The sequence below is a fragment of the Nocardioides lacusdianchii genome (genome assembly GCF_020102855.1).
Lineage (GTDB): Bacteria > Actinomycetota > Actinomycetes > Propionibacteriales > Nocardioidaceae > Nocardioides > Nocardioides lacusdianchii.
The window spans coordinates 55,076-68,568 of sequence record NZ_JADHZD010000018.1 but is presented as its reverse complement, the minus strand read 5'-3'; the positions used below and the strand labels follow the sequence as shown (position 1 = coordinate 68,568).

Here is a 13,493-nt window from a genome sequence, read left to right as displayed (position 1 = left end):
TTGCATCTACGAGATGCCCTTCGTGCTTGGTGAAATCGGTCCCTAGAGAAGACAGATTTTCCCACCACGTAAGGGCATTCTCACTTCACGACGCGCTCACCCCACCAAGCCCATCGGTGGATCGAGGTTTAGAGCTAGAGGCGCTCGCGCGCGGCCCGGGCCGCCTCCACCTCGGCCGTCGCCGCGTCGACGGCCTCCTGGGACTCCTCCTGCAGCGCCTGTGCCTCGTCGAGCTCGTCGTCGACCTCCTCGACCTCGGCCTCGAGGTCGGCCATCCGGGCACGCATCTCGTCGATCTCCGCCTGCAGCTGCAGCGTCCGCGCCCGCAGCTTCTCGACCGTGCGGCGGGTCGAGCGGTGCTCCTTCTCCGCCTCCCCCAGCGCCGCGCGCGCCTCGGCGACGCGCGCGTCGGCGGCCGCCCGTGCCTTCTTGTCGGCGTCCGGGTCGGGCACGACGTGCAGCTGGGGCCGGCGCGCGGGGTCCGGCGGGGCCGCGGGCCGGGCGGTGGCGCTGAAGCCGAGGGCCTCCGGCACGGCGACCGCGCCGCCCAGGTCGAGGTCGCCGAGACCGGTGGCGGCGATGGCCGTGACGAGCAGGCCGCTGCGGACCGCCTTGGCTGCGTCAGGCTCCAGCATGGCAGCGGTCAGCGTCGCCTCGACCTGGTCGGCCACGGCCTGCGTGGTCTTCACGCCCTCCTCGCGGGCCATCCGTCGCGCGGTGGTGGTCACCGACGCGGTGAGCTGGCGACGCTGCTTGGTGAACTCCTTGAGCTGTGCGGCGTCGAGGTTGTCCTGGGCGTCACGCAGGGCGACGCCGACGGCCAGCACCTGGTCGACCTGGTCGGGGTCGCGCCGGACGAGCAGGTTCACCACCCACGCCGCGAGCGAGGCCTTGCGCAGCCCCTTGACCGCCGCGGCGAGCTCCTTGTCGGCCTTGTGCTCCTTGGCCAGGGCGTCGCGCGCGGGGGTGAAGTCGGCGAGCGGGAGCGCGTAGAGGTCGTCGGCGATCTCCAGCAGCGGGTCGTGCCTGGTCTCCGGCATGGCTCGATCCTAGGGAGCGGCGTACTCGAGCTCGGTGGGGAAGGGTGGCCACGGGCACTCCTGGCTCGTCCCGCTCGGCCGCCAGCCGCACGACTCGTAGAGCGCCCGCGCCCGGCCGTTGTCCGCGAGCACCCACAGCCGGCGGGCCCCGGCGCCCTCCGCCCTGTCGAAGCCCTCGCGCCCCAGACCGCTGCCCCAGTGGTCCGGCCGCACGGCCAGGTGGCGCAGGTTGGTGCCGTCGTGCGCCGCCAGGGCGACCAGCCCAGCGACGTCCTCCACCACCTCGACGACGACCTCCGGGTCGGCGAGGAGCAGCACCCACCGCGCCAGCACGTCGTCGTCGGGGTAGGGCAGGTCGCCGAAGACGTGCCTGAGCCCGGCGCGGCTGGCCGCTCGCTCGAGGTCGCGCAGCGCGACGACGTCGTCGGAGGTCGCCCGGCGCCAGTGCCTGCGGTGCGTCGTCACGGGCGGCCCGCCTCCTCCCATGCCCGGTGCGACGCCAGCGCGCGCCCCCACAGGGCGGACCACTCCTCGTCGCTCACGTCCGCCACGGGCAGCAGGAGGTCGTCGACCAGCGCGCCGCGCCAGTCGTCGTACGTCGTCAGGTCACGCGACTCGCGACCCGTCGGGGTCGTGACGTGGTGCACGAGGTTGCGCACGGCCCGCTGGGCGTCCCGCTCGATGCGCTGCACCACGACGAAGCGGCGGAAGGGCGAGTCGTCGGCCGTGGTCAACCAGCGGTGCGACTCGGCCACGGCGTCCTCGGAATGGTCGCGCGACGTCACCACGACGCCGCGCAGGACCCCGTCCGGGAAGTGGCGGTAGGTCCAGGCCGCGGGACCGGTGGGACGCCCCGCCGCCTGGGCACCAAAGCCCGCGCCGATCCCGAAGGTCCAGCCGTCGACGTCGTGCTCGCCACGCACGAGCGGCAGCGGCTCGGCGAAGCCCTCACCGAGGCCGGCGTCGGCCCACCAGTGACCGCCGGGGTTGCCGGTCGCCGGCAGCCCGGACACGACCAGCACGAGGTGGTTGAGGCGGGTGCCGAGCTCGTCCTCCGGGCGAGTCCAGACGTGGCCGTGCCGACGGCTCACCGCGAACCCGAGTCCCGTCAGCAGACGCTCCAGCGCGGCGTTCTGCTGGAAGCAGTAGCCGACGCGCGCGCCGGACGCTGCCCGCGCGGCGGCCGAGACCGGGTCGGCCGGGTCGGGGCGATCGAGCATCGTGGACAGGTTGTCGTAGGGGATCAGCGCGACGTGCGCACGGTGAAGGGTCCGCAGACCGTCGAGGGTGGGCGCTGGTGCCTCAGCGAGGCCGAGCCGAGCGAGATAGCGCTCGAGGAGTCCGGTGTCGTCACCCACGGCCGCAACCTACCCGCAGAGGTGCATCGGGCCGGCGCATACCCCATATCGGGGTTGAGCGCCCCGGACGCCGGTGTTCTGGTGGTGGCAGTCCCCGCGTCAGGGGTCGCTTTACGGGGGTGAACACACGATGCGCCGACTCGTTCTCTCGTGCCTGGCCACGCTGCTCGTGGTGCTGGGCCTGAGTGCTGCCAGCTCGGAGGCGAGCTCCGAGGCGAGCGCGCCGCGGCCCGGAGCGAGCGCCGGCGTCAGCTGACGTCGGCCGGACGACCCGACGTCAGGCCGGGCCCTCGTCGAGCCCGTGCTCGATGGCCCAGCGGGTGAGCTGGACGCGGTTGTTCATCTGCAGCTTGCGCAGGGTGTTCTGGACGTGGTTCTGCACGGTGCGGTGCGAGAGCACCAGCCGCGCGGCGATCTGCTTGTAGCTCATGCCGGTGGCGACCATCTTGAGGATCTCGGTCTCGCGCTCGGTGAGCTGGTCGCGCGGGTCGTCGGCCGGACCGTCGGCGATGCGGCGGAACTCACCCAGGACCAGCCCGGCCAGGCCGGGCGTAAAGACGGTGTCGCCGTCCGCCACGCGGGTCACCGCGTCGATGAGCTCGGCGCTCGACGCGGACTTCACCAGGTAGCCCGTGGCACCGGCCTTGATCGCCTCGAGGACGTCGTCCTGCTCGCCGCTCGCCGACAGGATCAGCACCCGCGCGGTCGGGTCGTGCTCGAGCATCATGCTCGTGACCTGCACCCCGCTGTGGTCCGGCAGCTGGAGGTCGAGCACGACGACCTGCGGCGCGGACGCCGGGAAGCGTGCCATAGCCTCGCGGCCGTTGGAGGCCACCGCCACGACGTCGTGACCGGCGGCCTGCAGGTCGCGCTCGACGGCATCGCGCCACATCGGGTGGTCGTCGACCACCATCACCCTCACCATGGCTCCCCCTCCGCAGTTGGGGAGATCGTAGACCTCCTACTCACCCGGAGGGAGGTAACGACCCCGACGGTGGACCAGGGGCGCGGTGTCGTCGTCACCGATCACGACGTCGCGCAGCACGCAGGTCACCAGTCGCGACCACCCGACCTCGACGTCCTGCTCGACCTCCACCGTGGCCCAGGTGGTGGCATGCGCGAGGCGCGGGCCGTGGTCGGTCCACTCCCACCCGGTGGTCCGCCACGGGCCGCCGGGCGCCGGCGCCGTGCCCGCAAACACGTCGGCCAGGTCCCGGTCCGGCCACCCGAGCAGCTGGACGACCCCACGCCCGGTCGCGAGCAGCACGTCGGTGAGGTCGGCGTCGGGGTCGAGCAGGCCGAGCACCCGACCGGGCTCGCCACCGGCCACCAGCCACGACGACACCGTCAGCCCGGCCCGGTCGTCGTCGGAGGTGCCGGCCGTCCACAGAGAGACCGCAGTGCCGATCCGCCCGCGCAGGCGGCGTACGGGGTCGTCGGGGGTGGGGAAGGGATGGCCGGGGTGGATGGTCACCCGTTCACGCTAGCGGCACCGTCAGCTCCCACTCGGTGCCCCACGACCCGCTCTGGACCGTCGCGGTGCCACCGAGCTCCTCGATGCGGCCCGTGATCGACGACACCACGCCCAGCCGACCCTCCGCCGCGGCCTGCCCGAGACGCCCCGGGTCGATGCCGGGCCCGTCGTCACGCACCGAGACGGTGATCTCGTCGCGACCGGCCTGTGCCAGCACCCAGGCGCTCGCACCGTCGCCGGCGTGTGCCGCGACGTTGTCGAGGCACGCGCGCACGGCAGCGACGGTCTCGGAGACCACGTGCGCGTCGACGAGCACCGCACCTCCCGGCGTGGCCACCTCGACCCGCACCGGGTGCGCGGTCGCCATCGCCTCCAGCGCCCCGGCCAGGTCGACCCGGCCACCGGCCGCTGCCGGCACGGTGTCCTGCTGGCGGATGAGCGAGCGCAGGCTCCGCTCCTGCTCCCCCGCGAGCCTGCCGAGCTCGGCCCACTCCCCTCCCGCCGCCGCCCCGCGCCGCTGCGTCATCGCCAGCACCTGGAGCACCCCGTCGTGCACCGCTCGCGCCAGCCGGGTGCGCTCCTCCGCGGCCGCCGCCGCGCGCTCGGCGGCGTCGCGCTCCCGCGCCATCCGCTGGAGCGAGGCGCACATGAAGCCGACGATCGGTCCGCCGATGAGAATCAGGAAGACGTTGCCGTAGTTGCCCTGGTCGACCTCCGAGCGCGGCAGCAGGTCGGAGGCCGCGATGAGGACGGCAGCGACGAGGCCGCCGCGCCAGTGCCAGTGGATGGCCCAGGCGAGCAGGGCGCCCATCACCCAGAAGCCCGGGATCGTGGCGTTGAACTCGGTCGACTTCACCCACGGCGTCACCGCCATCGCCGCCAGCACGATGGCGAGGTCGGCGAGCAGCAGGGCAGGCGTACGCCGCGCGCGGTCGTGGTAGAGCCAGATGGCCAGGCCCGTCCAGACGGCGAGCGCGACCACGATGGCCAGGCCCACGGTGGGGTGGTCGAAGTTGTCCCGACGGTAGGCGTTGAGGCCGACCATGTTCAGCGTGACCACCACGCGCACCAGCGCGAGGGCCGCGTAGAGCCGGTCCTCGACGGCGAAGGCCGAGTCGGTCCGCGGCTCCGCTGCCGGCAGCCCCCCGCGGGCGCTCAGGACGCCTTCTGCTCCGGCCCGCTGCCGGCCTTGTCCCGCTCGGCCTGCTCGGCGGCGGCCTTGCGGGCCTTCTCCTTGTCGAGCTCCTTGGCCTTGCTGGCGTAGAGGTCGACGTACTCCTGGCCCGAGAGCCGCATGATCTCGTACATGATCTCGTCGGTGATCGACCGCAGGATGTAGCGGTCGTTCTCCATCCCGGCGTAGCGCGAGAAGTCGAGCGGCTTGCCGAACCGCACCACCGGACGTGTCCACGACCCGTAGACCTTGCCCGCCGGCGCGACCACGTCGGTGCCGACGACCGCGCACGGGATCACGGGAGCGCCGGTCTCGAGCGCGAGGCGGGCGACGCCGGTCTTGCCGCGGTAGAGCTTGCCGTCGTGCGAGCGGGTGCCCTCGGGGTAGATCCCGAAGAGGTCGCCCTCGGCGAGGATCTTCATCGCGGACTTCATGGCGCCCTCGGCGGCGTTGGCGCCGGAGCGGTCGATCGGCACCTGGCCGGCGCCGGAGAAGAACTTCTTCTGAAACCAGCCCTTGATGCCGGGCGAGGTGAAGTACTCCGCCTTGGCCACGAAGGTCACGCGCCGGTTGAGCGTGAGCGGCATGAACAGCCAGTCGGCGTAGGAGAGGTGGTTGCTGGCGAGGATGGCAGGACCCTCCTCCGGCACGTGGTCGACGCCGAAGGCCTTGGGCCGGAAGACGAGTCGCAGCACCGGCCCGAGGGCGATCCACTTCAGGAACCAATAGAGCACGGGCCGAGACTATCCCTGCTGCTCGGCGGTGACCCGCTCGATGAACTCCGCCGACTCCGCGAAGATCCGCGGGGCGTCGTTGTCGAGGGTGGCGACGTGGTAGCTGTCCTCGAGGACGCGCTCCTCGAAGTCCTTCGAGGACAGGCCGGCGTTGAGCGCGCGCGAGGACGAGATGTCCACGACGTGGTCCTCGGCCGAGCGGAAGAACAGCACCGGGATGGTGATCCGCGGCAGGTCGCGACGCAGCTCGGCGTAGCCGGCGAACATCGACGCCGCCGCCTTCAACGGCGTCGTGGGATAGCCGTGCTCGTCCGCCCCGGGCTTCTTGATGTCGTTGGCGATCCCCGGGAAGCCGGGCACGAGGTGCTTGAGCACCGGCAGCAGCTTGACGTCCTTGCGGAGCGTGTCGACCGCGGCGTTGACGATCACGATGCCGGCGAGCTGGTCGCCGTGGTCGGCCGCCAGGCGCAGGCACAGCGCGCCACCCATGGACAACCCGACGGCGACGACCGCGTCGTTCTCCGCCGCCAGCTTGTCGAGCGCGCCCTCGACGGTGGCGACCCAGTCCGCCCACGTCACCTTGTTGAGGTCCTGCCAGCGCGTCCCGTGCCCCGGCAGCAGCGGCATCTCGACCGCGTAGCCGCGGGCGGCGAGGTCCTCGGCCCAGGGCCGCATGGAGACCGGGTTGCCGGTGAAGCCGTGCTGCACCAGTACGCCGATGCGGCGCCCGCCGGTGAGCTCGGGCCTGGCGGCGGTGGACATCGGAGCGACCAGTGCGGGGTCGAGGGGCGCCTCCTGGGCGCCACGGAAGGGGATCCTCACGCGCACAGTGTGCACCACTCCGGCCCCGGTTCGAGGTGCGAAACCGACTGAGGCCCTGCGGGGGTGCGGGTACCGTTGCCGGCGTGACGACGCCAGGCGACGAGAGCCGCACCGAGCTGGCGTGGCGCGAGATCGTCGACAACTACGGCGAGCGCGTCGTGCTGCCCGACGACGCCACGTCCGGGCCCTCGCCCGCGGACGCCTCGCCCGGCCCCTCGTCCGCCCCCGACACCGAGGCACCGGGCGGCACCGACGCCGACGCACCTCTCCCGGACCACCTCGTCGACGACGACGAGGTGGAGGCCCGCGAGCAGGCCATCGCCGAGGCAGAGCGCTTCCGCCCCCCGCCCGCGCCGCCCTTCCCGGTCCCCCGGACCTGGCAGCGCGGGCTGGCCTGGGCAGGCATCTTCGTCGCCCCGCTCCTCGCCCTCGTGGTCGCGCTGTTCTCGCTGTGGGTGACACCACTTGTCGGGTGGGCGCTCGTGGGGTGGTTCGTCGGAGGATTCGCCTACCTCGTCCACGAGATGCCGCGCGGGCGCGACCCGTGGGACGACGGCTCGCGCGTCTGAGCACTTCCCGCCCGGGTGGATCAGTCCACCGGCACGGACGGCCCCTCACGAGCGGCCCGGGAGTAGGGTCACGACGGTGGGTGCGAAGGAGACGGTGGAGGTCACGGGCCACCTCATGGACACCGGCGTCCTGTCGCGCATCCTCGACGACATCCGCGACTACGGCGGCGACTACGTCCTCGACCAGTTCGACGTCGGCCACGAGGCCCACGACCCGAGCAGCGCACGCATCACCATCGAGGCCGACGACGACGAGTCGCTCCAGCGCCTCCTGATGCGCCTGCAGACCCGGGGCGTCAACCCGATGAGCATCGGCGAGGCGTCGACCCGCCCGGCCGAGCGCGACGGGGTCCTCCCGGACGGCTTCTACGCCACCACGAACCTCGACACGCGCGTGCACATCGACGGCGCGTGGCACGACGTGGAGAACCCCGAGATGGACTGCGGCCTCGTCGTGGACGCCTCACCACCGGTTCTGCGGGTGCGCACCGTCCCGATGACCGACGTCCGCACCGGCATGCGCGTCGTGGTCGGCACGGCCGGCATCCGGGTGTCGGTGCCGAGCCGGGACGAAGGCGTCGAGACGTTCGCCACCGTGGAGGCCGAGCTCGCGGGCGAGCGTCCACAGACGGTGCTCGTGCGCCAGGTCGCCGACGGCATGCGGCAGGCGCGGGCCGACGGCAAGCGCCTCCTCTGGGTCGTCGGTCCGGGGGTGGTCCACACCGGGGCGGTCCCGGCGATGGTCGCCCTCGTCCGGGCGGGGTTCGTCGACGTGCTCTTCGCCGGCAACGCGCTCGCGACGCGCGACATCGAGTCCGCGGTCTACGGCACCAGCATCGGCGTCGAGGTGTCCACCCAGGGTGGCGAGCACGGCCACGAGCACCGCGTGCGCGCCCTCAACACGATCCGCAAGGCGGGGTCGATCGCGGCAGCGGTGGACGAGGGCACCGTCACGAGCGGGATCATGCACGCCCTGGTCACGGCCCGGAAGCCGTTCGTGCTCGTCGGCTCGGTGCGCGACGACGCCCCGCTGCCCGACGTCCACACCGACGTGGTCGCAGGACAGCGCGCGATGCGCGCCGAGATCCACGACGCGGGCTACTGCCTGATGATGGCCGCCCAGCTGCACGCGGTCGCCACCGCCAACATCCTGCCGGCGTCGGTCCCGCTCGTGTGCGTCGACCTCGACCCCGCCACCGTCACCCGGATCGTCGACCGCGGCACCACGCGGGGCCGCGGCATCGTCACCGACGTGGGCCTGTTCCTCGAGCAGCTCGCGCTCGAGCTGGTGCCGACCTACCCGCGCGGCTGAGACCCGGCCACCAGGAGCGCAGCGCCGACCATGCCGGCCTCGGGCCCGAGCCGGGCGGCGACGAGGGCGGGGACGCTGCGGTGCGCGGCGCCCACGAGCGTACGCCGCAGCGCTGCCCGGGCCGGGTCCAGCAGCTTGTCGCCGGCCGCCGACACCCCGCCGCCGATGACGACCACCTCGGGGTCGAGCGCGGCCACGAGGTTCGCGGTGCCCACCCCGAGCCAGTCCCCCACGGAGGCGAACGCCCGCCGCGCGACGAGATCGCCCTCCTCGGCCGCCGCGGTGACCATCGGTCCCGTCACCCGCTCGTGATGGCCGCCGCTCATCTCGGCCAGCACCGACGGCTGCTCGGCCATCAACGTGCGGGCGTTGCGGACGAGGGCGTTGCCGGAGGAGTACTGCTCCCAGCACCCTCGGCGTCCGCACTCGCAGGGCTGGCCGTCCGGGACGACCTGCATGTGCCCGAACTCGCCGGCCATGCCGTTGGCGCCGCGGAGCACCTCCCCGCCGACGAGCACGGCGCCGCCGATCCCGGTGCCCATGGTGATCATCATCGCCGACGACGCTCCCCCGGCCACGCCGTGGTGGGCCTCGGCGCGGGCCGCGCAGTTGGCGTCGTTGTCGAGCAGCACCGGGCAGCCGAGCCGGTCCTGCAGCAGCTCGCGCAGCGGCTCGCCCTGCCACGGCAGATGGGGCGCGAACATCACCCGGTCACCGGCGGGGTCGACGAAGCCGGCCGCTGCCACACCCACCCCGGCCAGCGGCTGACCGCCGGCGGCCTCGAGGATCGCCTCGACCATCGCGTCCTCGGCCTGGCGGGTCACCCCGCGCCGGCCGGGTGTCGTCCGCAGCGCGGTGGACGAGACCGCACCGGTGTCGTCGACGACCCCGGCCAGCACCTTGGTGCCGCCGATGTCGACCCCCACGACGACTCCTCGGTTCATGCCCACATCCTCGCCCATCGCCCTTGCATGGACCGGTTGGACCACCCGTCTAGTCATTCCGGGCCATCTTTGTCGGCGGTCGGACAAGACTGCCGACAAACCGGCGACAGCCACCGTTGCGGCTCGTACGGTGGCAGGCGAATCATTCGGGGAACAAGGGGATCTTTCATGCGCTGGCGAACCGGCAAGATCACGCGTGGCGAGCGCGGTGCGTCCGCGGTCGAGTTCGCCCTTGTCATGCCCATACTGCTCCTGATGCTGGTCGGCATCATCAACTTCGGTTTGCTCTTCGGGCAGAATCTGGCACTCTCCAATGCCGCCAGGCAAGCAGCACGATATGCGGTCGTACAGGGAAACTCTTGCGACGCGGTCAAGGGTCAAGCGGTCTCGGCAGCGAGCCCGCTTGTGTCGATGACAACGGCCAACGTGACTGTCTCCCGACCGGGCCTTGCGTCATGCTCAGGCGCGACCACGGAGGCGTGCAAGTCCTCGAACGTCAACCTCACCGACAACGTCACGGTCACGCTCACTTACACCGCTCAAGTTCCGGTCGGCAGCTTCGTCCCCGGGCTGGGTTCCACCAAGGTCCTCACAGGCAAGGGAGTGTTCCGATGCGAATTCCGTTGACGTATCCGGACGCTAAGAACGAGCGCGGCGCTGTCGCCATCATGGTGTCCGTCCTGACCGTCGTGATCATGATCCTGGCTGCCTTCTCCGTCGACCTCGGACTCGCGTACAGCACCAAACGGCAGCTCGCCACCGCGGCAGATGCTGCATCGTTGGCCGCGGTCTCCGTGTACAAGAAGGACTTCGTCGGGTCGTGTTCTGCGGCCGCTCTGGCCAGCCAATCGACCGTGCGAACTGCGGCGGAGGCCGCAGCGGACTCTGTCTACGTGGCCAACTACACGTCAGGGACGACCGCGAGCGGTGACATCACCGCCGTTCAGTGCAAAGGCGTGGGAGTAGAGGTCGTCTATCGCGCCACCGGCAGTTCAGGTTCGCCCTTCGGAGTGCTCGCTGGCGGCACCGGTGCAATCGCTACCAAAGGCAGCGCAGCAGCTACCTACGCCCTGGTTGGGAAGTGTTCCATGTGCTTCCTCGGACCGGTCGACGCCGGCAATGCCGACTTCAGCGTGTTCGGCGGCGACATCCACGTCAATGGCAGCATCACCGCTGGCCCCAACAGCGAGTGGGACGCCGACAACTCGATCTCGGTCGTCGGCACGGTGAACGGCGGGCAGTTCGCCCCCCCAGCTACGCAAGGTGTGATCATCCCAGACCCCTTCGCGAGCATGGTGCTTCCATTGAGCGAGGCCGGATTGACCGCCAAGACGAACCCATGCACGCAAGGCCCCGGAGTCTATGGGGGCAACTTCGAAGTGCCCAACAGCGGCACGTGCACGCTCGCACCTGGGGCCTACGTCATTAAGGGCACGTGGAGCGCGAAGAACAACTCCTTGATCAAGGGATCAGGCGTCACCTTGTACGTGAAGAAGACAGGGATGATCGACTTCAAGAACGGCGCGACTCAAGATCTGTCTGCTCCGACGACCGGTCCGCCCGCCGGGTCCCCAGCGGGGTGGCCGACCAACTTCGTCATCATCTACGACCGCGACAACACCAACGACCTGTCCATTCAGGGCAACGGCAACGTCACACTCGGGGGGATCGTCTACGTTCCCAGCAGCAAAATCGACTTCAACGGCAACTCCTGCCTGGCCATCAACAAGGGTGCGATCGTAGCGACCGGCGTAGTGAAGGCCAACGGCCAGAAGGCCTGTATCGAGGTGACGGACGCTCTATTGGCAGGCCAAGGCGTGCCAGGAAACCTGGTTCTGAGCAAGTAGGTCGCCCCAAGGAATCTCGGGCTATCCCGATGTCCCATCGAGAAGCCGTTGCTAAGCAGCACGTCGATTGCGGGACGTTGACGAGACCTTGCGGCCCTTGCCTATGTCATCTCGTGAAGTCGGCTAGCGTCCGACTGCGGCTCAGTCGTCGTCTAATGCGACGTGCTCGACGCCTTCGCCCGGTGCAGGCACTCGCGACGGCGTGCTCACTAGCGCGGCCGCTGCCTCCACCAAGGACGACAACGCCGACACGAGGTGGGTGGCCACCTCGGGATTGAGCTGCCGGACCGCGTGGACGGTGCGGCACAGCGGGCACACGGTGCACTCGGCGGCGCCGGTCGCGAGGTGCTCGTCGACGCCGTGCACGGCCGATGCCGCCCGGTCTGCCAGGCCCGACAGGCCGTCGCCCGCCTCGGCGGCGTGCTCGCGGGCCCAGCCCGACAGCGCGCCGAGCAGCTTCGCGGCCTCCTCGGCGAGAGGACCGACCTCGTGGGCCTCGCTCACGGGGACTCCTCGTCCATCGATGTGTCGGCGAACCTGACCTGAAGCTCCCCCTGGTGCACCCGCGCCCCCGCGACCCGGCGGCGTGCCACACCGGAGGGCAGCGTCAGGAGGCGACGATACGACCCCACGCCGACGACGAGCTCGTCGCCCTTGCGCGCGAGACGTACATCGTCGCGGTCCGCCAGCGGCAGCGGCATCGCCAGCACCAGTCCACCCTCCGTCGATCGCACCTCCAGCGGCACCCGTTCGGCTCCGCAGGCGAGCGGGTCCGTGTCGGCGTACACCGTGCGCGCCAGGTCGAGGAGCTCCTCACGTCCCACCGGCTCGGACGGCCGGTAGAGGGACGTGCGCAGGTCGAGCCCGGCGAACGAGTCCGCGGCGTCGTCGAGCACCCGACGCTGCGCCTCGACCCAGGCGGCCCGCCACTCGTCGGCACCGCCCTCGGGGAAGACCCGGTTGACGACCGCGCTGTCGACCGAGTAGCCGAAGAGCGTCAGGAACGTGTAGGCACGACGTGCCTCGGCGAGCACGACGGCTTCGGGCGTCAACACCAGCCGCACCGACGTGTCCGGCCCAGTCAGCACGGTGCGTACGTCGTCGAGCTCGGCGTGCAGGCGCTCGATGGCGTCGAAGACCGAGTCTCCGGGCATCGGCACGCCGGCCGCACGCGTCAGCACCGGCTTGAGGGCCTTCACCACCCGGCGCTCCACGGGCAGCACCCGCGTCATGTACCAGCCGAGCGCCTCGGGCAGCGCGAGCAGGCGCAGCGTCTCAGCCGTCGGGGCACAGTCCACGACCAGTACGTGCCACTCCCCCGTCCGCGCCTGCGCCCGGACCTCGAGCAGGGCGAGCACCTCCTCGGCCCCGGGGATGACGGTGAGCTCCTCCGCAGCGACGGGATCGACACCGGCCACGTCGAGCACGCTCAGCAGGTAGCCCTGGATGTCGCGCCACGAGCGCTCGAAGCGCTCCTGGGCGTCAACGTGCTGCACCCACAGGTTCGGCGCGGCCTCCGTCGGCTCGGCCGTGGCAGGGACGTCGAGCGCGTCGGCCAGCGAGTGGGCGGCGTCGGTGGACAGCACGAGCGTGCGGTGGCCGGCAGCCGCGCTGCGGCATGCCGTGGCCGCGGCGAGCGTCGACTTGCCGACACCGCCCTTGCCGGTGAAGAGGAGGATCCGCACGCCGGACCCGGGCGTCAGAGCGACTCGACGCGCTTCTTGAGGCCCTTCAGCGCGGTGTCGATGAGGATCTTCTCGCCCTTGCGCTTCAGCATGCCGATCAGCGGGATGCTCACGTCGAGCGCGAGGCGGTAGGTCACCTCGGTGGTCCCGTTGCCGCGGTCGACGAGCGTGTAGGCGCCGTCGAGGGCCTTGAGCATGTTGCCCTCGACCAGGGTCCAGGTCACCTCACGGTCCGCGTCCCAGTCGTAGGCGAGGGTGTACTCGTCCTTGATGGGCGAGACGTCGAGGGAGAAGTAGACCTGCTCGGCACGGCCTCCTGCACCGGCCTCCGTCATCTCGGCCACCTGCACGCCCTTGGCCCACTCGGGGTAGGACTCGAAGTCGGCGATGACGGCCATGACGTCGGCCGGAGGAGCGTCGATCGTGATCGACGAGGAGGTCTGTTCGGCCATGGCCGGAGCCTAGCCCACGGCCCGGGCGTGTTCCCGGCCCCGCCGCGGCGATAGCCTGCGCTTCGCAGTCGACCGCCCGATC

General features: G+C 71.3%; 17 protein-coding genes. 5 read left to right on the top strand and 12 right to left on the bottom strand.

Going from position 1 to position 13,493, the window contains the following annotated elements:
* Positions 1-134: 134 nt before the first annotated feature.
* The 3 genes from IRX98_RS19395 to IRX98_RS19385 are packed head-to-tail and all read right to left on the bottom strand — an operon-like array spanning position 135 to position 2,398.
* The gene (locus IRX98_RS19395) at positions 135-1,040 is read right to left on the bottom strand and encodes a hypothetical protein (RefSeq protein ID WP_224279571.1); all 906 of its coding nucleotides are present in this window, start codon (positions 1,038-1,040) and stop codon (positions 135-137) included.
* A 9-nt stretch (positions 1,041-1,049) separates the two neighbouring features.
* Positions 1,050-1,505, bottom strand: a complete 456-nt coding sequence (locus tag IRX98_RS19390) for a GNAT family N-acetyltransferase (protein WP_224279569.1) — start codon at positions 1,503-1,505, stop codon at positions 1,050-1,052.
* A complete protein-coding gene (locus tag IRX98_RS19385; RefSeq protein ID WP_224279567.1) occupies positions 1,502-2,398 on the bottom strand; it encodes an arylamine N-acetyltransferase family protein in 897 nt (298 codons plus the stop codon). Before IRX98_RS19385 ends, IRX98_RS19390 begins: the two co-directional genes overlap by 4 nt.
* Before the next feature lie 130 nt (positions 2,399-2,528).
* Between IRX98_RS19385 and IRX98_RS23210 the strand changes: the two genes are divergently transcribed.
* Positions 2,529-2,654 carry a hypothetical protein gene (locus IRX98_RS23210; protein ID WP_268929051.1) on the top strand — a complete coding sequence of 42 codons (126 nt, stop codon included), beginning with the start codon at positions 2,529-2,531 and terminating at the stop codon, positions 2,652-2,654.
* A gap of 21 nt (positions 2,655-2,675) precedes the next feature.
* Here the strand turns inward: IRX98_RS23210 and IRX98_RS19380 are convergent, their stop codons facing one another.
* The 5 genes from IRX98_RS19380 to IRX98_RS19360 are packed head-to-tail and all read right to left on the bottom strand — an operon-like array spanning position 2,676 to position 6,602.
* Positions 2,676-3,323, bottom strand: a complete 648-nt coding sequence (locus IRX98_RS19380; protein ID WP_224279565.1) for a response regulator — start codon at positions 3,321-3,323, stop codon at positions 2,676-2,678.
* 36 nt (positions 3,324-3,359) lie between these two features.
* Positions 3,360-3,872 carry a flavin reductase family protein gene (locus tag IRX98_RS19375; protein WP_224279563.1) on the bottom strand — a complete coding sequence of 171 codons (513 nt, stop codon included), beginning with the start codon at positions 3,870-3,872 and terminating at the stop codon, positions 3,360-3,362.
* Between the two features lie 4 nt (positions 3,873-3,876).
* The gene (gene macS, locus IRX98_RS19370) at positions 3,877-5,013 is read right to left on the bottom strand and encodes a MacS family sensor histidine kinase (protein ID WP_224279576.1); all 1,137 of its coding nucleotides are present in this window, start codon (positions 5,011-5,013) and stop codon (positions 3,877-3,879) included.
* Between the two features lie 14 nt (positions 5,014-5,027).
* Positions 5,028-5,780 carry a lysophospholipid acyltransferase family protein gene (locus tag IRX98_RS19365; protein WP_224279561.1) on the bottom strand — a complete coding sequence of 251 codons (753 nt, stop codon included), beginning with the start codon at positions 5,778-5,780 and terminating at the stop codon, positions 5,028-5,030.
* Positions 5,781-5,789: 9 nt separating this feature from the next.
* Positions 5,790-6,602 (bottom strand): alpha/beta hydrolase, encoded by an 813-nt coding sequence (locus IRX98_RS19360; protein WP_224279559.1) that lies wholly within the window; start codon positions 6,600-6,602, stop codon positions 5,790-5,792.
* Between the two features lie 83 nt (positions 6,603-6,685).
* Between IRX98_RS19360 and IRX98_RS19355 the strand changes: the two genes are divergently transcribed.
* Positions 6,686-7,171 carry a hypothetical protein gene (locus tag IRX98_RS19355; protein WP_224279557.1) on the top strand — a complete coding sequence of 162 codons (486 nt, stop codon included), beginning with the start codon at positions 6,686-6,688 and terminating at the stop codon, positions 7,169-7,171.
* 76 nt (positions 7,172-7,247) lie between these two features.
* Complete coding sequence (locus tag IRX98_RS19350) at positions 7,248-8,483, top strand: ornithine cyclodeaminase family domain (RefSeq protein ID WP_224279555.1); 1,236 nt, start codon at positions 7,248-7,250, stop codon at positions 8,481-8,483.
* Here the strand turns inward: IRX98_RS19350 and IRX98_RS19345 are convergent.
* Entirely contained in the window at positions 8,468-9,427 is a 960-nt protein-coding gene (locus IRX98_RS19345; protein ID WP_224279553.1) for an ROK family protein, read from the bottom strand. The two genes, IRX98_RS19350 and IRX98_RS19345, sit on opposite strands and share 16 nt — an antisense overlap.
* Before the next feature lie 168 nt (positions 9,428-9,595).
* Here IRX98_RS19345 and IRX98_RS19340 point away from each other — a divergent pair, with 168 nt between their 5' ends.
* On the top strand, positions 9,596-10,054 hold the full coding sequence (locus IRX98_RS19340) for a TadE/TadG family type IV pilus assembly protein (RefSeq protein WP_224279551.1): 459 nt from the start codon (positions 9,596-9,598) through the stop codon (positions 10,052-10,054).
* Positions 10,039-11,274, top strand: coding sequence for a pilus assembly protein TadG-related protein (locus IRX98_RS19335; protein WP_224279549.1), 1,236 nt, complete (start codon positions 10,039-10,041; stop codon positions 11,272-11,274). The genes IRX98_RS19340 and IRX98_RS19335 overlap by 16 nt, the downstream gene beginning before the upstream one ends.
* A gap of 141 nt (positions 11,275-11,415) precedes the next feature.
* Here IRX98_RS19335 and IRX98_RS19330 read toward each other — a convergent pair whose 3' ends face one another.
* From IRX98_RS19330 to IRX98_RS19320, 3 genes are read right to left on the bottom strand one after another with little or no spacing between them, the layout of a single operon-like run.
* A complete protein-coding gene (locus IRX98_RS19330; protein WP_224279547.1) occupies positions 11,416-11,778 on the bottom strand; it encodes a hypothetical protein in 363 nt (120 codons plus the stop codon).
* On the bottom strand, positions 11,775-12,959 hold the full coding sequence (locus tag IRX98_RS19325) for an ArsA family ATPase (RefSeq protein ID WP_224279546.1): 1,185 nt from the start codon (positions 12,957-12,959) through the stop codon (positions 11,775-11,777). Before IRX98_RS19325 ends, IRX98_RS19330 begins: the two co-directional genes overlap by 4 nt.
* Positions 12,960-12,973: 14 nt before the next feature.
* Entirely contained in the window at positions 12,974-13,411 is a 438-nt protein-coding gene (locus tag IRX98_RS19320; RefSeq protein ID WP_224279543.1) for an SRPBCC family protein, read from the bottom strand.
* Positions 13,412-13,493: the final 82 nt, after the last annotated feature.